23 protein-coding genes are annotated in these 19,188 nt (G+C 60.3%); 10 read left to right on the forward strand and 13 right to left on the reverse strand.

What is annotated here, in order from left to right; all coding sequences use genetic code 11:
• The first annotated feature begins 1 nt into the window (after position 1).
• Positions 2 to 568 carry a nitroreductase family protein gene (locus PS14A_RS06485; protein WP_212615561.1) on the forward strand — a complete coding sequence of 189 codons (567 nt, stop codon included), beginning with the start codon at positions 2 to 4 and terminating at the stop codon, positions 566 to 568.
• Positions 569 to 781: 213 nt separating this feature from the next.
• Here PS14A_RS06485 and PS14A_RS06490 read toward each other — a convergent pair whose 3' ends face one another.
• Together PS14A_RS06490 and PS14A_RS06495 are read right to left on the reverse strand one after the other, a co-directional pair.
• Positions 782 to 2,122, reverse strand: a complete 1,341-nt coding sequence (locus PS14A_RS06490) for a HAMP domain-containing sensor histidine kinase (protein WP_212615562.1) — start codon at positions 2,120 to 2,122, stop codon at positions 782 to 784.
• Between the two features lie 176 nt (positions 2,123 to 2,298).
• The gene (locus PS14A_RS06495) at positions 2,299 to 2,751 is read right to left on the reverse strand and encodes a Spy/CpxP family protein refolding chaperone (protein ID WP_212615563.1); all 453 of its coding nucleotides are present in this window, start codon (positions 2,749 to 2,751) and stop codon (positions 2,299 to 2,301) included.
• A gap of 262 nt (positions 2,752 to 3,013) precedes the next feature.
• Here PS14A_RS06495 and PS14A_RS06500 point away from each other — a divergent pair, with 262 nt between their 5' ends.
• A complete protein-coding gene (locus PS14A_RS06500) occupies positions 3,014 to 3,487 on the forward strand; it encodes a hypothetical protein (RefSeq protein WP_130909571.1) in 474 nt (157 codons plus the stop codon).
• A gap of 511 nt (positions 3,488 to 3,998) precedes the next feature.
• Here PS14A_RS06500 and PS14A_RS06505 read toward each other — a convergent pair.
• The 4 genes from PS14A_RS06505 to PS14A_RS06520 all read right to left on the reverse strand — a co-directional run bounded on the left by PS14A_RS06505 (position 3,999) and on the right by PS14A_RS06520 (position 6,233).
• Positions 3,999 to 4,676 (reverse strand): response regulator transcription factor, encoded by a 678-nt coding sequence (locus PS14A_RS06505; RefSeq protein WP_016771129.1) that lies wholly within the window; start codon positions 4,674 to 4,676, stop codon positions 3,999 to 4,001.
• Positions 4,677 to 4,683: 7 nt separating this feature from the next.
• On the reverse strand, positions 4,684 to 5,094 hold the full coding sequence (locus tag PS14A_RS06510) for a translation initiation factor 2 (protein WP_212615564.1): 411 nt from the start codon (positions 5,092 to 5,094) through the stop codon (positions 4,684 to 4,686).
• 241 nt (positions 5,095 to 5,335) lie between these two features.
• On the reverse strand, positions 5,336 to 5,635 hold the full coding sequence (locus PS14A_RS06515) for a YciI family protein (RefSeq protein WP_137216252.1): 300 nt from the start codon (positions 5,633 to 5,635) through the stop codon (positions 5,336 to 5,338).
• A gap of 1 nt (position 5,636) precedes the next feature.
• Entirely contained in the window at positions 5,637 to 6,233 is a 597-nt protein-coding gene (locus tag PS14A_RS06520) for a septation protein A (protein ID WP_101158611.1), read from the reverse strand.
• A gap of 87 nt (positions 6,234 to 6,320) precedes the next feature.
• Here PS14A_RS06520 and PS14A_RS06525 point away from each other — a divergent pair, with 87 nt between their 5' ends.
• From PS14A_RS06525 to rluB, 6 genes are all read left to right on the forward strand, one after another.
• Complete coding sequence (locus tag PS14A_RS06525) at positions 6,321 to 7,184, forward strand: PHP domain-containing protein (RefSeq protein ID WP_039761090.1); 864 nt, start codon at positions 6,321 to 6,323, stop codon at positions 7,182 to 7,184.
• Positions 7,185 to 7,197: 13 nt separating this feature from the next.
• Positions 7,198 to 7,827 carry an L-threonylcarbamoyladenylate synthase gene (locus PS14A_RS06530; RefSeq protein ID WP_212615565.1) on the forward strand — a complete coding sequence of 210 codons (630 nt, stop codon included), beginning with the start codon at positions 7,198 to 7,200 and terminating at the stop codon, positions 7,825 to 7,827.
• Positions 7,828 to 7,950: 123 nt separating this feature from the next.
• Positions 7,951 to 8,649 (forward strand): ScpA family protein, encoded by a 699-nt coding sequence (locus tag PS14A_RS06535; RefSeq protein ID WP_172828192.1) that lies wholly within the window; start codon positions 7,951 to 7,953, stop codon positions 8,647 to 8,649.
• Between the two features lie 11 nt (positions 8,650 to 8,660).
• On the forward strand, positions 8,661 to 9,632 hold the full coding sequence (gene scpB, locus PS14A_RS06540; protein ID WP_212615566.1) for an SMC-Scp complex subunit ScpB: 972 nt from the start codon (positions 8,661 to 8,663) through the stop codon (positions 9,630 to 9,632).
• A gap of 144 nt (positions 9,633 to 9,776) precedes the next feature.
• Positions 9,777 to 9,968, forward strand: coding sequence for a DUF1289 domain-containing protein (locus PS14A_RS06545; RefSeq protein WP_016771121.1), 192 nt, complete (start codon positions 9,777 to 9,779; stop codon positions 9,966 to 9,968).
• Positions 9,969 to 10,110: 142 nt separating this feature from the next.
• Positions 10,111 to 11,331: a 23S rRNA pseudouridine(2605) synthase RluB gene (gene rluB / locus PS14A_RS06550; RefSeq protein WP_212615567.1), complete on the forward strand. Its 1,221-nt coding sequence runs from the start codon at positions 10,111 to 10,113 to the stop codon at positions 11,329 to 11,331.
• A 211-nt stretch (positions 11,332 to 11,542) separates the two neighbouring features.
• Here rluB and PS14A_RS06555 read toward each other — a convergent pair whose 3' ends face one another.
• Together PS14A_RS06555 and PS14A_RS06560 are read right to left on the reverse strand one after the other, a co-directional pair.
• On the reverse strand, positions 11,543 to 12,508 hold the full coding sequence (locus tag PS14A_RS06555) for a leucyl aminopeptidase (RefSeq protein ID WP_212615568.1): 966 nt from the start codon (positions 12,506 to 12,508) through the stop codon (positions 11,543 to 11,545).
• Positions 12,509 to 12,579: 71 nt separating this feature from the next.
• A complete protein-coding gene (locus PS14A_RS06560; protein WP_003222780.1) occupies positions 12,580 to 12,717 on the reverse strand; it encodes a hypothetical protein in 138 nt (45 codons plus the stop codon).
• A gap of 892 nt (positions 12,718 to 13,609) precedes the next feature.
• On the opposite strand from PS14A_RS06560, the gene PS14A_RS06565 reads away from it, so the two are divergent.
• Positions 13,610 to 15,022 carry an amino acid permease gene (locus PS14A_RS06565; protein WP_137216248.1) on the forward strand — a complete coding sequence of 471 codons (1,413 nt, stop codon included), beginning with the start codon at positions 13,610 to 13,612 and terminating at the stop codon, positions 15,020 to 15,022.
• 215 nt (positions 15,023 to 15,237) lie between these two features.
• Complete coding sequence (arfB, locus tag PS14A_RS06570) at positions 15,238 to 15,651, forward strand: alternative ribosome rescue aminoacyl-tRNA hydrolase ArfB (RefSeq protein WP_016771119.1); 414 nt, start codon at positions 15,238 to 15,240, stop codon at positions 15,649 to 15,651.
• On the opposite strand, the gene PS14A_RS06575 is transcribed toward arfB, so the two are convergent.
• From PS14A_RS06575 to PS14A_RS06590, 5 genes are all read right to left on the reverse strand, one after another.
• Positions 15,648 to 16,835, reverse strand: coding sequence for an MFS transporter (locus PS14A_RS06575; RefSeq protein WP_038861083.1), 1,188 nt, complete (start codon positions 16,833 to 16,835; stop codon positions 15,648 to 15,650). The two genes, arfB and PS14A_RS06575, sit on opposite strands and share 4 nt — an antisense overlap.
• A gap of 112 nt (positions 16,836 to 16,947) precedes the next feature.
• Complete coding sequence (locus PS14A_RS06580; protein ID WP_039761215.1) at positions 16,948 to 17,130, reverse strand: hypothetical protein; 183 nt, start codon at positions 17,128 to 17,130, stop codon at positions 16,948 to 16,950.
• 70 nt (positions 17,131 to 17,200) lie between these two features.
• The gene (locus PS14A_RS26730) at positions 17,201 to 17,332 is read right to left on the reverse strand and encodes a hypothetical protein (RefSeq protein ID WP_016771117.1); all 132 of its coding nucleotides are present in this window, start codon (positions 17,330 to 17,332) and stop codon (positions 17,201 to 17,203) included.
• A gap of 260 nt (positions 17,333 to 17,592) precedes the next feature.
• Entirely contained in the window at positions 17,593 to 18,786 is a 1,194-nt protein-coding gene (locus PS14A_RS06585; RefSeq protein WP_212615569.1) for an amino acid aminotransferase, read from the reverse strand.
• Positions 18,786 to 19,142, reverse strand: a complete 357-nt coding sequence (locus tag PS14A_RS06590) for a 4a-hydroxytetrahydrobiopterin dehydratase (protein ID WP_016771115.1) — start codon at positions 19,140 to 19,142, stop codon at positions 18,786 to 18,788. Before PS14A_RS06590 ends, PS14A_RS06585 begins: the two co-directional genes overlap by 1 nt.
• Between the last annotated feature and the right edge of the window lie 46 nt (positions 19,143 to 19,188).

Here is a 19,188-nt window from a genome sequence, read left to right on the forward strand (position 1 = left end):
GATGCAGGCTCTCGACGCGTTGCTCAACCGTGTTTCCGTTCCCCGACTGGTCGAACCGGCCCCCACTGCCGAGCAGCGCGAAGCCCTGTTCGGCGCGGCCCTGCGTGCCCCGGATCACGGGCATTTGCAGCCGTACCGCTTTTTGACCGTCGAAGGCGCAGCGCGTGAGCAAATGGGCGAGTTGCTGGCCGAGGCGGCGCGCCAGCAGGGCGGCGAAGTCACCGACGCGATGATCGACAAGGCCCGCAATGGTCCGCTGCGCGCGCCGCTGGTGGTTGTGGTCATCGCGAAATTGCAGGAACACGTGAAATACCCGAAGGCCGAGCAACTGCTCACGGCCGGCTGTGCGGCTCACGGGATTCTGCTGGCGGCGTATGCGCAGGGGATTGGCGCAGTGTGGCGCACCGGGGATCTGGCGTACTCGAAGCATGTGGCCGAAGGCTTGGGGCTGGTGGAAGGCGAGGAGGTGATCGCGTTTCTCTATCTCGGCACACCGCAGAAAGAGCCGCGGGTAGCGGAGAAGGTTGATCTGGCTGAATTCGTCAGAGCCTGGCCCGCTAAAGCCTGAAGATCAAAAGCCCCTCACCCTAACCCTCTCCCAGAGGGAGAGGGGACTGATTGGGGGATGCTTTGGAATTACACCGACCTGAGCGACCTTCGCTGAATCCGGAGTCGGGATACCGGATGACTAGTTTCTGCGAATCCATAAGGTCGATGCACAACGGCAGACAACCCGGTCGGCCCCCTCTCCCTCCGGGAGAGGGTTGGGGTGAGGGGCTTTTCAGGGCTGGACGATAACTCCCGGCACCAACGGCAATTCCAGACTCGCCACAAAGCCGCCCTGCGGATGATTGGCCAGTGTCAGCGTGCCGCCATGCCGTTCTGCCGCCCGTTTGGCAATCGCCAGCCCCAGGCCATGCCCGGCAGCGGTCTGCCCCGGCGCCCGGTAGAACGGTTCGCCCAACTGACTCAGATGTTCGGTCTGCACCCCTGGCCCATGGTCGCGCACGCTGATGACAATCCGCTCTCCCTGCCGCGCAGCCTGCAATTCGATCGGCTGATCGCTCGGGTTGAAGCGCTGGGCGTTGCGCAGCAGGTTATCCACGGCGCGTTCGATCATCGTCGGCCAGCCTTTGAGATTCAGCTGCGGCTCGGCTTGCAGGCGTACGGTCTGCTCGGGCGAGCTGAGCTGCGCATCCTTTTGCAGCGCGGCGAGCAACGCATTCAGGTCCACTTCTTCAGCGCTGGCGTTGTCGGCATCGACTCGTGCCAGTACCAGAATTTCACTGATCAACGCCTCCAACCGGTCGCATTCGCGGGTCAGCCGTGGCCACAGTTTCTCGCGCTCTTCAGGGTTGGCACGCTCGGCCAAAGCCAACGCGATGCGCAGGCGCGCCAGTGGTGAGCGCAGTTCGTGGGAGACATCGCGCAGCAACTGGCGCTGACTGCCGATGAGGCTTTGCAGGCGCGCGCCCATGCGGTTGAAATCGGTGGCCAGCACGCCGAATTCGTCACGGCGGTTGGCCAGTTTCGCCAAGCTGTTCTGCTGATAAGTCGTCTGCCCCAAATCATGCACCGCGCCGCGCAAGCGACTCAGTGGGCGGGTGATGGAGAAAGTCACGAGCAAACTGAACAGGGTCAGCACCACCAGCGCGATGCCCAGCGCACTCAGCGGCCAGAGCAGGCTTTCGCGGTGCCAGGCGTCGAGTTCCGGGTGTGGGATGCGGTAGATGAACAGGTAGGTGTCACCGGTTTTTTCACTGGTGATTTCGTCGGTCAGACGCCGCCATGGCAGGCGGCGGTCATCGTTGTTCTGGCGCGCTTCGAATGCTGCGGCGCGGCGCGGGAAGGTGCCACGCACCACCGGATCGCCGGTTTCGTTGAGCACTTGAACGTCGATGTGATACTGGCGTTTGCGTTGTTCGAGAATGTCCTGCGCGGCTTCTTCGCCTTGGGTTTCGTAAGTCTGCGTCCATTCCGCCGCCAGCGTGTTGAGGCCGGGATGGCGGCTGAGAATCCACGCGTCCTGATTGAGCATGTGCCCGAGCAGAATCGACAGCCCGGCTACCAGAGCGATGGCCAGCCAGAAGCTCGCAAGAATCCGCCAGAACAGTGAACGCACAGAAAATCCTCGAAAATCACACCGTTCAAATGTGGGAGCGAGCCTGCTCGCGAAGGCGTAGTGTCAGTCAATTCATCGCTGGCTGATACACCGCCTTCGCGAGCAGGCTCGCTCCCACATTCGATTTGAATGGAACAGGCCCGACGAGGTGAGTCGTCGGGCCCAGGGTCAAGCCATTATTGCGCCTTTTGCGCCTGCTGCGCTTTCCAGGCCTTGAACTCGGCCCATTCGGCGCGGCGTTCGGCGCGTTTTTTCTGGATCTCGTCGAACTGCTTCTGTTGCTCAGGTTTCAGCAATGCACGGACATCGGACTCGGCTTTCTTGTGGTTGGCCGCGATCTCGTCCTTCATGGCTTTCTGGTCGGCCGGCGAGAGTTTCTCCAGGTACTTGTCGACCACCTGCTTACGCTCGTGCATCTGCTCGCCCATGATCTTGCGAATCTGCTCGCGTTGTTCGCGGGTCAGGTCGAGCTGGCTGTACGGACCTTTGCCGTGCATGCCGCCGTGCATCTGACCACCGTGGCGCGGGCCATCCAGCGGACCACCCAGCGGACCGCCATCCTGCGGCATGGCCAAGGCCACGGTTGGCAGAGCGGCAGCGAACATCAGAGCGATAAGAGTCTTGCGCATGGTGTATCTCCTTGTCTCGTTCCCGGTACGTTCCGGATGAGTGCAGATTACGCAGATCAAGGTCAGCGGCGGTCAGCGCAGCGTAAAGCTTCGGTAAAGACGTTTCGTGCCCGGCCTTACACATACCCAGTGCAGGTGATGCTGAAGGCTGCGATCTTTTGGATAATGCACGGGCCGAGGCTGTGATCGCTCATTTAGACGGTACTCGCTCAGCATAAGAGCAACGGCTGCGTGCCTTAACAAAGCAAATACCGAGATCCCCATGACAAATAAAACGTTTACCAGGCAAGTCGGCCCATGGCTGATGGCAGCTTTATCGGTCAATGCGATTTTTTTGGCATTCCTGATTTTTGATCATGGTTCGCAGGGGCACGATAAGAAGATGATCAAAACTAAAGAACCGTTGCTGATCGAGGTTCCAAACGGCGACGAGAATTACTACGTGCTGCCGCAGGGTACTACGCTATATCACGATAAAAGCTTTCCTGAAGGGCATGATCGTTATGTGGTGTATCTCAACCATAAGGGTACGATTGCCCACGAAGAAGTACCGATGAAGCCTGAGTACGGCGGTTCTTTCATTGATCCGCTCTGGCTGGCAAATGTTGATGCGAATACTTTGCAAGAAATTTTCAAGCGTTTTCCACTTTCCAAAAAAGACATTGCCGCTGCCATTAAGGCCAACGAGATAACCAAGGACGATTTGGCCGACATTATTCGTTCGATGCCCGATTAACCGATTATGAGGCACCGAAGGCACCGAAGGCAGCGATCTTCAGGCTGTGGGACGCGAAACTTCCCAGGCCGCATTCCTTTGCTGCGCGTGGGAACGATCAGACACCACAAATCCAAAGCCAACCACCCGCTCCTAACCACTCAACAATGAGCGTTAGCTCGAGTGCCCTTGATCTTGCCTAACCGGCGACATCGGAAGGCTGAGTGGAGGGATTGATCCGGGCGTGGGAGCGTAGCGACCGTCTGGCGCAGCCAGACACAGCGGAAGTAGGTGCAGCGAAGCAAACCGGAGCCGCTGCGCCCGGATCGATCCCGCAGCGAAGGAACCCGAGCCTGCGAGGGCCGAACATAGGAGCAAGCCTTTTGGGTTACCTTTTTGGCGTTTGAAAAAGGTGACCCGCTGTAAGAGCGGAACCTTAAGTAGCCGTTACCGCAGCAACGGATATACACGCAAAAAACCCGACCAAACAAACACCATCGCCAGCCGGCCCGCACAGGATAAGTGCGCTGGTTCAGAGGCTGTAGTAGTAACCACGGCTACGCAGCGCAACGATGCGCGGGCGGCCGTCGGGGTGGGGGCCGATTTTTTTGCGCAGGTTGCTGACGTGCATGTCGAGGCTGCGGTCGTACAGGGTCAGCTTGCGGCCGAGGGCCAGTTGCGCCAGTTCCTGTTTGTCCAGCGGCTCGCCAGGCTGTTTGAGCAGGGCTTCGAGCAGGCGGCTTTCGGAAACGGTCAGGGTCAGTTCTTTTTCGTCGATGCTGACCACGCCGCGCACCGGGCTGAAACTCAGGTCGCCCAGCTCAAGTTGCGTTGACACAGCGGCGGGATGGCTGCGCCGCAACACGGCGCGCAGGCGCGCGGTCAGTTCGCGGGGGTCGCAGGGTTTGGCCAGGTAATCGTCGGCGCCCAGTTCGAGGCCGAGGATGCGGTCCAGCGGTTCGCCACGCGCTGACAGCATCAGCACCGGCAGGTCGGCGTGGTCGTTGCGCAATTGCTTGAGCAGTTCCAGACCGCTGCCGTCGGGCAGCATCACGTCCAGCACCACCGCCGCCGGGGCGGTTTCGGCCAACGCCTTGCGCGCGCTCTGGCCGTCGTGGCAGGCGCGCACCTGGAAGCCTTCCTGGCTCAACCAGCTACTCAGGAGTTCGCACAACTCCTGGTCATCATCAATCAGTAACAGCTCGCTCATGACTCACTCAATTTAGCCATTGCCGACGTTTTCGGCTTGCACCACTGGCAAAGATACCGCAGAGCAGCGCCAATAGCGCTACCCCGGCGCCAGTGACGAACCACTGCTGTTGATCGGTCAGCAAACGCGGCAGCGGGCTGGCCTGGGCTTCCTTGAGTTGCAGCTTCAGACGCTGGTTCTCCTGGCGCAGCCGGGCGAGCTGGGCGCTTTCGCGAGTGTTGTCGGCATTTTGCAGTTGTTTGTTCAGTTCTTCGCGCTGCTGCTCACTGGCCTTGAGCCGCTGTTGCAGCTCGGTGATCTGGCTGCCGGCGCTCAGCGACAATGGCGTGGAGCTGCCGCCTTCGGTGGTTTCATCACCATGGGCGGGGGCCATGATCGACAACGTGAGCAACATCAGACACAACGGACCCTTGCGCATCGCGACACCTGTTTCCAAATGGATATTGGGCAGGTTGTCGGCAGGCAAACGAGAATAATGAGCGATTGTGGCGAGGGGATTTATCGCCGTTCGGCTGCGCAGCAGTCGTGAGTTATTGAACGCGGTGTGTCAGACATTCCGCGTTGGATGGGTTTGGGGCGGCTTCGCCACCCAGCGGGGCGGTGCGACGTTTCGCTAAATCCCCTCGCCACATAAATCCCCTCGGCATTTCAACACCGGATTACGGCAGGACTTGCTTGAACGGCTTGACGATCACGTTGGCGTAGACGCCGGCGGCAATGTACGGATCGGCATCGGCCCAGGCCTGTGCGGCGCTCAGGGAGTCGAACTCGGCGACGATCAGGCTGCCGGTGAAACCCGCTGCGCCCGGATCATTGCTGTCGACGGCCGGGTGCGGGCCGGCCAGCACGATGCGGCCTTCGCCCTTGAGCGCTTGCAGGCGTTCCAGATGAGCGGGGCGTGCGGCCAGGCGAGCTTCCAGCGAGTTGGCAGCGTCGGTGGCAATGATGGCGTAGAGCATGTCAGTCCTCGGTTTTTGGCGTTGTGGTATCGGTGTCATGCAAGTGGCGCGACAGGTAGATGCCCTGTGCGACCAGGAACAGCACGGTCATGCCCAGGCTGCCGAACACCTTGAAGTCGACCCAGATGCTCTGGAAGGTGAAGGCGACGAACAGGTTGGCTGCGCCGCAGAACAGGAAGAAGCCGATCCAGGCGATGTTCAGGCGCGTCCAGACCGGGTCTGGCAGGGTCAGCGCGTGGCCCATGATGCGTTTGATCAGCAGGCGATCGCCAATGAAATGGCTGCCGATGAACGCCGCAGCGAACAACCAGTTGACCACCGGCGCTTTCCATTTCAGGAAGGTTTCGCTGTGGAAGGCCAGCGTCAGGCTGCCGAATACCAGGCAGGCGATCAGCGTCAGCCATTGGCTCTTTTCCAGCTTGCGCTGCTTGATGAACAGCGCGCCGTACACCACCAGGGAGCTGATGATCAGCATCGCCGTGGCGCTGTAGATACCGCCTACGGTCACTTGCTGGCCGGCAATGTCGACGACCCGTGGATCAAGTTTGTAAACGATGAAGAACAGCAGAAGCGGGATGAAATCGATGAATTGTTTCACAGTGAGAGCCAGAAGCTGGATGTGGCGGCATAATAACAAACATATGGGCGCGCGATAGCGCCAGCTGATTTGAGGTTACAACTCCCCGTGAATGTTGATTTGCACTGCCACAGCACGGCCTCCGACGGCGCCCTGGCGCCTGCGGTTCTGGTTGCGCGAGCGTTCGAAAACGGCGTGCGAGTCCTGGCGTTGACCGACCACGACACCCTTGAGGGGCTCGCCGAGGCGCGTACTGCCGCCACCGAGTTGGGCATGCAACTGGTCAACGGCGTCGAATTGTCCTGCACCTGGGGCGGGGCGACTATTCACGTGCTGGGCTACGGTTTCGACGTCAACGCCGCGCCGTTGGTCGAAGCGATCGCCAAATTGCACGATGGCCGCTGGCTGCGGTCGGAAGAAATAAGCCGCAAGCTCGCTCTCAAGGGCATGCCCGGTGCTCTCGACGGCGCCCGGCAGATCCAGCAGGAACTGGGCGACAGCGGCAACGCGCCGGCCCGGCCGCATTTTGCCGACTGGATGGTGCGTGAAGGTTATGTAAAGGATCGCGCCGAGGCGTTTCGCAAATGGCTCGGCGCCGGCAAGCTCGGCGACGTCAAGCTGCACTGGCCGACCCTCGAAGACACCGTCGGCACCCTGCGCGCCGCCGGTGCCTGGGTCAGCCTGGCGCATCCCTGGCACTACGATTTCACCCGTAGCAAGCGCCGAAAGCTGATTGCCGACTATATTCAAGCAGGCGGGCATGCTATCGAGGTGGTCAATGGCCATCAGCCCGCAGAACAGGTGGGCAGCCTGGCGATCCTTGCCCGTGAGTTCGGTCTGCTGGTCAGCGCCGGCAGTGACTTCCATGGCCCTGGCGGCTGGTCCGAGATCGGCCAGTACCGGCCGGTTCCCGAGGACCTTCCACCCCTGTGGTGTCGGTTCAAACATGACACAGATATTGCCGCCGTCTGAACAGGTAGAGAATGTGAGTCAATTTTTCCAGATACATCCGGAAAACCCGCAAGCGCGCCTGATCAAACAGGCGGTCGAGATCATCCGCAAGGGCGGGGTGGTGATTTATCCCACGGACTCGTCCTACGCCATCGGTTGCCAGATCGGCGACAAGACCGCCATCGAGCGTGTGCGACGGCTGCGTCAGCTCGATGAAAAGCACAACTTCGCGCTGATCTGCAGCGACCTGTCGCAACTGGGCAATTACGCCAAGATCGACACCGGCACCTTCCGCATTCTCAAGGCGCATCTACCCGGCCCTTACACCTTTATTCTCAACGCCACCCGCGAAGTGCCGCGCCTGTTGCTGCATCCGAAGAAACGCACCATCGGCCTGCGCGTGCCAAGCCATCCGATCGCGCTGGCGCTGCTGGCCGAACTCGGCGAGCCGCTGATGAGCGTGACGCTGATCATGCCCGGCGATGAAGACCCGCTCAGCGATCCCTACGAAATGCGTCAGATGCTCGAACATCAGGTCGACCTGATCATTGACGGCGGTTTTGGCGGCATCAAGGCCTCGACGGTGATTGACCTGACCGGCGACGACCCGGAAGTGGTCCGTGTCGGTTGCGGCGATCCAACGCCGTTCATGGTCGAGGCCTGAATGTCCGCAGTGGAAACCGTGGTCGATCCCCAGGCCGGCGCCCAGCAGGAACTGCCGTTCGCGATGGTCTATGGCCAGGCGGTCATGGAAATGCCGCTGGACCTGTACATCCCGCCGGATGCGCTGGAAGTCTTTCTTGAAGCCTTCGAAGGCCCGCTCGACCTGCTGCTGTATCTGATCCGCAAACAGAACATCAATATCCTCGACATCCCCGTGGCGGAAATCACCCGCCAGTACATGGGCTACGTCGAGTTGATGCAATCGGTGCGTCTGGAGCTGGCCGCCGAGTATCTGGTGATGGCGGCGATGCTCGCCGAGATCAAATCGCGCATGCTTCTGCCGCGCGCCGAAACCGTTGAAGATGAAGAAGACGACCCGCGCGCTGAACTGATCCGCCGCTTGCAGGAATACGAGCGCTTCAAGGCCGCTGCCGAAGGTATTGATGGTCTGAGCCGGGTCGGTCGCGATGTGATCGTGCCCAAGCTCGACGCCCCGGAAGCGCGGGCGCGCAAGCTGTTGCCCGACGTCGCGCTGGAAGAGATTCTGATGTGCATGGCCGAGGTGTTGCGCCGTGGCGACATGTTCGAAAGCCACCAGGTCAGCCGTGAAGCGCTGTCCACCCGCGAGCGCATGAGCGATGTGCTGGAACGGCTCAAGGGCGGCGGTTTCGTGCCGTTTGTCGAGCTGTTCACCGCTGAAGAAGGTCGCCTGGGTGTGGTGGTGACCTTTATGGCGATCCTTGAACTGGTCAAGGAATCCTTGGTCGAGCTGGTGCAGAATGAGCCGTTCGCCGCGATCCACGTGCGAGCCCGAGCCGAATAACGAGTCCCTGTATGAACCTGACTGAACCCCGCGAGCTGGCGTCCCTGCTTGAAGCCTTTCTGTTGGCCTCGGGAAAGCCGCAATCCCTTGAGCGCCTGTTTGAACTGTTCGAAGAAGGCGAGCGGCCGGAGCCGGCGGTCTTCAAGAAAGCCCTGACCCTGCTCGGCAAGTCCTGCGAGGGCCGCGCCTTTGAGCTCAAGGAAGTCTCGTCGGGCTATCGCTTGCAGATCCGCGAGAAGTTCTCGCCGTGGGTCGGGCGACTCTGGGAAGAGCGCCCGCAACGCTATTCCCGTGCGTTGCTGGAAACCATCGCGTTGATCGCCTATCGCCAGCCGATCACTCGTGGCGAAATCGAAGATGTGCGTGGCGTGGCGGTGAACAGTAACATCGTCAAAACCTTGCTTGAGCGTGAGTGGATTCGCGTCGTCGGCTATCGCGACGTGCCGGGCAAACCGGCGATGTTCGCCACGACCAAGGCGTTTCTCGACCACTTCAACCTGAAAAACCTCGAAGACCTGCCGCCGCTGGCCGAACTGCGCGAGATGGAAGCCGAACCGGTGCTCGACTTCGACGACGCGCCGGTGCCGCAGAGTCTGCAGGAGCTGGCCGACGCCAGCGCTGAGCCGGAGGAGGAAAAGGAAGAAACCAGTTTCCATTCCCTGCTGCTGGAGCTGGACAGCATGGAAGAGGGCATCAAAACCGACTTCGACGACTTGCTGCGCGATGCGGTGGATGGCGAAGCGCCGGTGCCGGAGCCTGAGATTATCGCGCCGGTTGTTGAAGCTGAAGCTGAAGTTGAACTTGAAGCGGCGCCCGACGCCGAACCGGAAGAAGACATTCTCGGTGTCGCCGAAGCTCGCGAGAAACTCCTGGCCGCCGTAGCCGCCCTCGAACAGCCGGAAGCGGAGCTCAGCGAAGAAGAAGCCGAAGCCCGCGCGCTGGCTGAGGCGATTGAGGCCGAACGGCGCGAGTTCGAAGAATGACGCCTATTGAGAAACCAATGTAGACCCTTGTGGGAGCGAGCCTGCTCGCGAAGGCGGTGTGTCAGATACATCGATACTGAATGACACTGCGCCTTCGCGAGCAGGCTCGCTCCCACAGGGTGAAATGTCGTTCTGGAGATTGCGATGAGCTCAACCAAAGACCCCTGCATCAGCCTCTGCAAATTCTCCGACGACATCTGCCTGGGTTGCGGTCGCAGCAAGCGCGAGATCAAGGCCTGGAAGAAGCTCGACAAGGACGACAAACGCACGGTGCTGGCCGAAGCCGCGCTGCGTCTGATCAAACTCGGTGGTGCCGGTCGGCGGAAAAAGAAATAACCGGCAATCGATCAGCTAGTCTCTGATGCGCGATGGCGCACATCCGCGTATGATTCGCGACCCTTCGCCGATCCCTTCGGCCTGGACCCAGTTTTCAATACTTCAGGCGCTGCCTGAACAGACCACACCGGGAGGTGCCCAGATGAGTGACATCAATCAGAAAGACGACCAGGAAATCGGCCCAGCAGGCGAGAAACTGCAGAAAGTCCTCGCCCGTATCGGTGTCGGCTCGCGCCGTGACGTCGAAGCCTGGATCAGCCAGGGCCGGATCAAGGTCAATGGCAAAGACGCCACCCTCGGCCTGCGCGTTGACATGCACGACGCCATTACCATCGATGGCAAAGTGATCAAGCGCGAAGAGGCCGCCGAATCGGTGCGTCGCGTGATCATGTACAACAAGCCTGACGGCGAAATCTGCACCCGTGACGACCCGGAAGGCCGTCCGACCGTATTCGACAAGCTGCCGCGTCCGAAAGAAGGCCGCTGGATCAACATCGGCCGTCTCGACATCAACACCACCGGTCTGCTGATGTTCACCACCGACGGTGAACTGGCCAACCGCTTGATGCACCCGTCCTACGAGATGGACCGCGAGTACGCCGTGCGTGTACGCGGTGAAGTCGATGACGAGATGATCGAACGCCTCAAGGCCGGCGTGGTGCTGGAAGACGGTCCGGCGCGTTTCACCGACATTCAACAGGCGCCGGGCGGTGAAGGCTTCAACCACTGGTACCACTGCGTGGTCATGGAAGGGCGCAACCGTGAAGTGCGTCGTCTGTGGGAATCGCAGGGCCTGGTGGTCAGCCGTCTGAAGCGCGTGCGTTTCGGTCCGGTGTTCCTCAACTCCGATCTGCCGATGGGCCGCTGGCGCGAAATGAGCCAATACGAAGTCGACGTGCTCAGCGCCGAAGTCGGCCTGACGCCAGTGGCGATGCCGCAGCTGAACGCCAAGAGCAAGGACAAGCTCGAACGCATGCAGCGCAAATCGTCGCGGCCGATGGCCAAGACCGAGCGCGTGCGCACCTTGCGTCCAGCCGCCGGCGCACCGACCGGTCCACGCCCGGGCCGCGAGCCGCAGATCGAAGGCGAGCGTCCAGGTCGCAAGCCAGTCGCCCGTGACGGCGAGCGCGCACCGCGTCCGGCCAATGGCCGTACTGAGCGTGGCGAAGGTCGTGCACCGGCCGGTCGCGGTACGCCAGTGGCGGATCGTCCAGCCGACACCAGCAACAAGCGCCCGGCCAAACCGGCGCCGAAGCGTCCGGGGATCAAACTGGTCGAAGGCGACAAGCCCTCGGGCAAGCGTCGCGGCGCACCGGCCGGTTCCGGGCAGCGTCCGGGTTTTGGACGCAAGAAGCCGGAATAAGGCAGCTGTGAGTTACTAGCTGCAAGCTGCAAGTTGAAGCCAAAACGCCAACCTAAGGGTTGGCGTTTTTTTGTCTGGCTCTCATGTGCGGTGCGCTCACCCGTAGGAGCTGACGAGTGAAACGAGGCTGCGATCTTTTGATCTTGAAAATCAACATCTAAAGATCGCAGCCTCGTTTCACTCGTCAGTTCCTACAGGGCTCATGCGCAGTCTAGAAGACGAATCGCCCATCAAACACCGGCTTGTCATCCAGCGCCAACACCCCGCCAGAAAAAATCAGGTCCAGGTGATGACTGCCCTTGGCGCCACCGCCCAGTCCGAGATGCAGCCCACAATGCCGCTCCTCGAACCCGGCATTACGCGCATACAGATCCTTCACGCCTTCGTTGGTGCCAATCCCCAACTCCTCAATCCGCCGGTTTGAAGGGTTGGCGTCCAGGTATTTGTTGAAATCATGCTCCAGCCCCGGCACGTCGGTGGCGATGCGGCTGATGGTCGAGTTCTCGATCCACAGCTCCAGCGGCGATTCCAGCACACCGTACTTGCGCGCGAACGGGATGGTGCTGAGGAAGGTGCCCTTGAATTTTACATGACCGTTGATGGCTTCGCTGTGGGTGGCGATTTCGCCGGGAGCGAGGTCGAAGTTGCCGACGCCGTTGATGTCGGTCCACTTCTTGATGCTGCTCATCGGCGTTTCGAACCATGAGCCGTGGTCATCCTTGAAGCTCAGCGTGGTCGCCTGGGACATACGCTGGATCAGGTGACTGTTGAGCCCGGCGATGCGTTGCGGGGTGATGCTGAAAGTGTCGTAGAAATAGTCGCCGTAATCCTTGAACAGCAGCGACTTCTTCCAGTTTTCCGCCATGACCGCTTGCAGCGCACGAACGAACTCCGGGCCATCGGGTCGTGGGTTGGGCAGGGTAGAAGAGTCGTAGAAGAAAATGTACAGATCGCTGTCGGCAATTGCCTCGGCTAGCGCTGCGGTGCTTTCCAGATCCAGACGCCTGGCGCTGAACCGGAAGCGCGGATGTTCGCCGGCCTGTTCGGCGATCGCGCCGGTCAGGGCTTCGTAATCGGCGGTATGGCCGAGCATTACCTTCGCCGAGTCGAGCCCGGCAAGGGCAGGGTGATGTTCGAGGTAGTAAAGGAAATGCGAGATGGCGCGGGGCTTGTCCATGAATCCTCCCTGACTGACCGGGGAATGAAGCGGCAGGCACGACCGGCCGGACCGTGCCTGCCCGGGATGTCTTACAGAGGCCACATCGCCGTGCCGAACGGAACCACCGCGTCGGCTTGCATCATTTCCACAGCGGCCTCATGGGTTGGCGCTTCAAACCATTCGTCCAGTTGCAGTTCGGTATCCAAGTCTTTTTCCAGTGCTTGCATGGTCGATCTCCTAGAGAATTTCACGGTTTATGACTGACCGGTCGAGGTGGCCGGTGAGACGTGAAAAACCTAGTTGAGGCTTTTTGCGAATGCAAAATTTTATCCATTTAATTTTTAAATAGACTTTTTGTTCTGTTTTTCTAAATGAGTTTTCTTGTTTTAAAACAGAAAAATGGGTTGTCGGATTCGATAGCAAGCTAGCGACCGTCAAGATGCAGACGTCCTTCGGAAATTTCTGATTCGGAAAGTTTACGTTACGCGTTGTAAACAATACGTGACAAAACGGTCCGCCAGCGGTGCGCTTTTGCCTGCTTATGGCGCCCTGTAAGGAAAAGCTTCCGAAACCCGACAGTGCGGGCGCCACGCAAGGCTCTGGCGCGCTTGTTTCCAGCGCTCAGGCAGGGTGTGATGCGCCCCATGCCTGTTGTGCAGGCCAATAACAAGAAGGAGGCGCAATGAACGCCGCGACTGATTTCCACTTCTCCCCGTGGGACGGTTTTCTCCTCGTCCCCGTCGATGGCCCGCAAAGGCCTGACTCATATTTTGCAGCCGCACGAGACGATCGAGGCGGACACACGCAATCCCGGCAACCGACACGCTGATCAGGCGGGTCTGGCAGCAGGGGGTTAGCGGTGTACAATGCGCCGCGTTTTAACTGTGACCCTCTGCGTAATCGCAAAAATCTCGAGGCTATCCGCCTTGTTCACTCCGCCGCGCCACAAGCGTGCCGGGTTCGATTTCGTCACAGATAAAAACAAACAGGTGACGCATGACCGTTGTAAATGAGCTGAACTCCTGGTGCCTGCGCTGGGGTTTGATCGGGGCTGCCTGAAATCGCAACCTTGCAGCAACGTCTACTGAACATCATCAAACCTTGCGTGAGACCTTTTTCATGAGTGGACAACCCTCGCAATCAGGCGAGCTGAAACGCGGCCTGAAAAATCGCCATATTCAACTGATCGCCCTCGGTGGCGCGATCGGTACCGGATTGTTCCTCGGTTCTGCCGGGGTACTGAAATCCGCCGGCCCGTCGATGATCCTCGGCTACGCCATCTGCGGCTTCATCGCCTTCATGATCATGCGCCAGCTCGGCGAAATGATCGTCGAAGAGCCGGTGGCCGGTTCCTTCAGCCATTTCGCGCACAAATACTGGGGCGGTTTCGCCGGTTTCCTGTCGGGCTGGAACTGCTGGATTCTGTACATTCTGGTGGGCATGTCGGAGCTGACAGCGGTTGGCAAGTACATTCATTACTGGGCGCCGGACATCCCTACCTGGGTCTCCGCTGCCGCATTCTTCGTGCTGATCAACGCGATTAACCTGGCCAACGTCAAAGTCTTCGGTGAAGCCGAATTCTGGTTTGCGATTATCAAGGTTGTGGCCATCGTTGGCATGATCGCCTTGGGCAGCTACCTGCTGGTCAGCGGCCACGGCGGCCCGCAAGCCTCGGTGAGCAACCTGTGGTCCCACGGCGGGTTCTTCCCCAACGGCGTGAGCGGTCTGGTGATGGCCATGGCGATCATCATGTTCTCGTTCGGCGGTCTGGAAATGCTCGGTTTCACCGCTGCCGAAGCCGACAAACCGAAAACCGTGATCCCGAAAGCGATCAACCAGGTGATCTACCGCATCCTGATTTTCTACATTGGCGCCCTGGTGATCCTGCTGTCGCTGACCCCGTGGGACAGCCTGCTGGAAACCCTCAACGCCTCGGGCGATTCCTACAGCGGCAGCCCGTTCGTCCAGGTGTTCTCGATGCTCGGCAGCAATACCGCCGCGCACATCCTCAACTTCGTCGTGCTGACCGCTGCGCTGTCGGTATACAACAGCGGCACCTACTGCAACAGCCGCATGCTGCTGGGCATGGCCGAGCAGGGCGATGCGCCGAAAGGTCTGGCGAAGATCGACAAGCGCGGCGTGCCGGTGCGTTCGATTCTGGCGTCGGCGGCAGTGACGCTGGTTGCCGTGCTGCTCAACTACCTGATTCCGCAGCACGCGCTGGAACTGCTGATGTCGCTGGTGGTTGCGACGCTGGTGATCAACTGGGCGATGATCAGCTACTCGCACTTCAAATTCCGCCAGCACATGAACCAGACCAAACAGACGCCACTGTTCAAGGCGCTGTGGTACCCGTACGGCAACTTCGTCTGCCTGGCGTTCGTGGTGTTCATCCTCGGCGTGATGCTGTTGATTCCGGGGATTCAGATCTCGGTGTACGCGATTCCGGTTTGGGTCGTGTTCATGTGGGTCTGCTACGTGATCAAGAACAAGCGCAGTGTGCAGCCGGTGGTGGCTGCGACGGCGAAATAACCTAGCAGGTAGAAACGACGAACCCGGCCAGAGTGCCGGGTTTGTTGTTTCCAGAGGTCCCGAAAGATTCCCCTGTGGGAGCGAGCCTGCTCGCGAAAGCGTCGTACCAGCTTGCATAAATGCCGACTGACACACCGCCTTCGCGAGCAGGCTCGCTCCCACAGAGGTTGAGTGAATCAGGTTATCCTGCACCCTCTGATTACGGACGCTTTTCCATGCTGGTGATTTCCAACAACGTGCATCTGCCGGATGCCGAGATCGAATTGACCGCCATCCGCGCGCAAGGCGCCGGTGGGCAGAACGTCAACAAGGTTTCCAGCGCCATGCATTTGCGCTTCGACATTCCCAACTCGTCATTGCCGGAGTTCTACAAGGAACGCCTGCTGGCGCTGCGTGACAGTCGCATCACCAGCGATGGCGTGCTGATCATCAAGGCGCAGCAATATCGAACCCAGGAAGCCAACCGCGCCGACGCGCTGGAGCGGCTGGTCGAACTGATTCTCAGCGCCACCAAAGTCGAAAAGAAACGCCGCCCGACCAAACCGACCCTCGGTTCGAAGAAGCGTCGGCTGGAGTCGAAAACCAAGCGCGGCAGTATCAAGGCCGGGCGCGGCAAAGTGGACTTCTAAACCTCGCGATACTTCGCCGTGTGCTTGTACAGATAGACACTCAAGCCAAGTCCGCTCAACGCTGCAAATGCGGCGAACAAGAAGATCGAAGCAAAACCGAATCCTGCTGCGATCGCCCCGGCCAGCGGCCCGGTGATCCCCAGCGATAAATCAATGAAGAGCGAATAGGCACCGACCGCCGCGCCACGGCTTGAGGCCGGCACCAGATTCACTGCTTCCACGCCCAGCGCCGGGAATACCAGCGAGAAGCCAAAGCCGCTCAGCGCCGCACCGGCCAATGCCCAATGCGCATCGGGTGCAATCCATAGCAGCAACAAACCCAAGGTTTCCACCGACAGGCAGGCAATCGCCACGCGAAAGCCGCCGAGGCGGTTGATCAGATTGCCGAACAGCAGCCGCGCGCCGATGAAGCTGGCGCCGAACAGGCTCAGGCACAGCACGGCGTTGTCCCAGTGCTGGGTCGCGTAATACAGAGTGATGAACGTGGCGATGGTGCCAAAACCGATCGAGCCCAGCGCCAGTCCGCAGCCGTGGGGGAAGACTTTGCCCAGCACATGCATGAACGGCAGACGTTCGCCGGCAACAATCGGCGCAGCGGTTTTGGGCCATGCCAGCGCCAGACCGAGCAAAGCGAGGAGGATGATGCTCACGCCCATGCTCCACAGCCCCAGCCGGCTCACCAGCCAGACACCGAACGGCGCGCCGATCGCCAGGGCGCCGTAACTGGCGATGCCGTTCCAGGAAATCACTTTCGCCGTATTCGCCGCGCCGACCCGGCCGATGCCCCAGCCAATCGAGCCCGAGCCGACCAGGCTTTCCGCACTGCCCAGCACCAGACGGCCGATCAACAGGCTGATCAGGCTCAGCAGCGGCAGGTTCGGCGTCCACGCGGAAATCAGCATGAACACACCGCTCAAGCCGCAACCAGCCAGGCCAATCATCACTGCGCGTTTGCTGCCCTGGTTGTCGATGATCTTGCCCGCGTACGGGCGGCTGAGCAGGGTGGCGAGGTATTGCACGCTGATCACCAGCCCGGCGATCACCGCACCGAAACCGAGGTCACTGTGGACGTAGCCCGGCAACACGGCGAGCGGGATGCCGATGTTCAGGTAACCGATGAAGGTGAAAAGGACGATGGAGACTACTTGCAGCGTAACCGTCAGCGGACGCTGGGGCTCGGGTATAGACGACATGGGTAACGATCCACGGGAGCAGCAGATTAGATAGGCTGCTCATGATACCGGCGTGAACCGCTCAAGGGCGGGGAAAAGTAAAACTATTTGCCGGGCGGCGCGTTCAGGATTTTGCCGGAGCGACCAGTTGCGTGGTGACGAGGGCGGCGAGGGCGTTTTCTTCGCTGCCGAAACGCTCGAGCAGGGCGGCCTGTTTCTCGGGTGAGAGGCGATTCCAGATCTCGATCATTTTCTCGGTGGCGCCGATCAGCACGGCAGCTTGGCTTTCGGAGAATTCGTCGGTCATGGCGGGCTCGGGTTTCAGGCAGTGTGGAAAGCGCATGTTAGCGCTTTCCACACGGTCTGTACGGCGGGTCTTACTCTTCGCTGTCGGCTTTGCGGCTGTCAGCGGCTTCTTGCGGCTCGGGCTTTTCAGCACCGGCGTGTTGCGGGGTCGTCTGCTCAGGTACGTGCAGGCTTGGGAAGGGGAGATTGGGAATCTCGTGCATGGTTGCGCTCCTCGCTAAGTCTGTTGATAGATCAGGTGCTCCGCGCTTTACAAAGCCTGCGCAGGATACAGCAGGAAAAATGACAATCAGACTTTTAATTCAAATTAATGCGACAGATGGCCGCAGGGAGGAAGCCAGAAGGTCACCGCAGAAACAAATGTAGGAGCTGCCGAAGGCTGCGATCTTTTGATCTTGTATTTAAAAGCAGAATCAAAAGATCGCAGCCTTCGGCAGCTCCTACAGGTTATTGCAGTGTCTGACTACTTGCAGGCGTCAGCGATGGCGTCCGCGAGCAATGCGAGGCGGGTGGCATCAATGCCGGCGACGTTGGCCCGGCCAGAGCTGACCATGTACACGCTGTGCCGCTCGCGCAGGGTTTTCACCTGTTCCGGCGACAGGCCGGTGTAGGAGAACATCCCGCGTTGCACGCCGATGTGCGCAAAACGCTCGCGCAAACCGTGAGGTTCCAGCGCCTCGACCAAGCCGCTGCGCAGCTGGGCGATTCGCAAGCGCATCGCTTCCACTTCATCGGCCCAGCGCGCTTTCAGCTCTGGATCGGCGAGGATGGTCGCGACCACTGCCGCGCCATGATCCGGCGGCGTCGACCACAGATTGCGGGCGATGTTGGCCAGTTGGCTGCGGATGTCGATGAGCTTGTCGGCGCTGGTCGCGCAGACGATCAGCGCCCCGGTACGGTCTCGATACAGACCAAAGTTCTTCGAGCAGGAACTGGTGATCAGCAGCTCTGGCACTTCGGCTGCGAACAACCGGGTCGACCAGGCGTCCTGTTCCAGGCCATCACCAAAACCCTGATAAGCGAAGTCGATCAGTGGCAGCAGATCGCGGCTGCGCACCACTTCAAGCACGCGCTTCCAGTCGTCATGGCTCAGGTCGAAACCGGTCGGGTTGTGGCAGCACGCATGCAGCAGCACCACGTCGCCCTTCGGCACTTCCCTGAGCACGGCGAGCATCGCTTCGACGTCGAGGCGGTTGTCACTGCCCACGTACGGGTAGTGGCTGACCTTGACCTTGGCCGCGGCGAAAATGGTTTCGTGGATCGGCCAGGTCGGGTTGCTCAACCACACGCCTTTGCCCGGCAGGCACTGCGCGATGAAGTCGGCCGCCAGACGCAGTGCACCGGTGCCGCCCGGGGTCTGGGTGGCGCCGGCGCGTTGTTCGGCGATCAATGCCGAGGCGCTACCGAGCACCAGCTCATTGATGACCTTGCCGAACAGCGGATTGCCGTGGCCACCGATGTAAGTCTTGGTGTCCTGGCTTTCGACCAGCCGCGCTTCGGCGATTTTCACCGCTTCCGGGATTGGCGTCAGGCCCTGGGCGTCCTTGTAGACGCCAACGCCGAGGTCGAACTTGCGCGGATTGGCATCCAGCGCATAGGCCTCCATCAAACCGAGAATCGGGTCGCCGGGGACCCGGCCGATGGCGTCGAAGTGCATTACTTGCGTCCTTCTGCGGTCTTGGCCACTTCGTCAGTGCGCGCAGCCATGATGAAGTCGTTGCGGTGCAGGCCCTTGATCGAATGGCTCCACCAGGTCACGGTGACTTTGCCCCACTCGGTCAGCAGGCCCGGGTGGTGACCTTCGGCCTCGGAGATCTCGCCCACGGCGTTGGTGAAGGCCAGCGCATGCTTGAAGTTCTTGAACAGGAAAACTTTCTCCAGCTGCATGATGCCGTCGCGTACTTCGATGTTCCAGTCAGGGATCTGCTTGATCAGGATCGGCAGTTCTTCATCGCTGACTTGTGGCGCATCGGCGCGGCAGGCTTCGCAGTGGGCTTGGTTCAAAGTCGACATGGTGGATTCCTGAAAACGAGTGTGTTTTTTATTAAAGCGCGTGGGC

It is taken from the genome of Pseudomonas sp. 14A (assembly GCF_018132745.1).
Taxonomy (GTDB): Bacteria; Pseudomonadota; Gammaproteobacteria; order Pseudomonadales; family Pseudomonadaceae; genus Aquipseudomonas; species Aquipseudomonas mercuritolerans.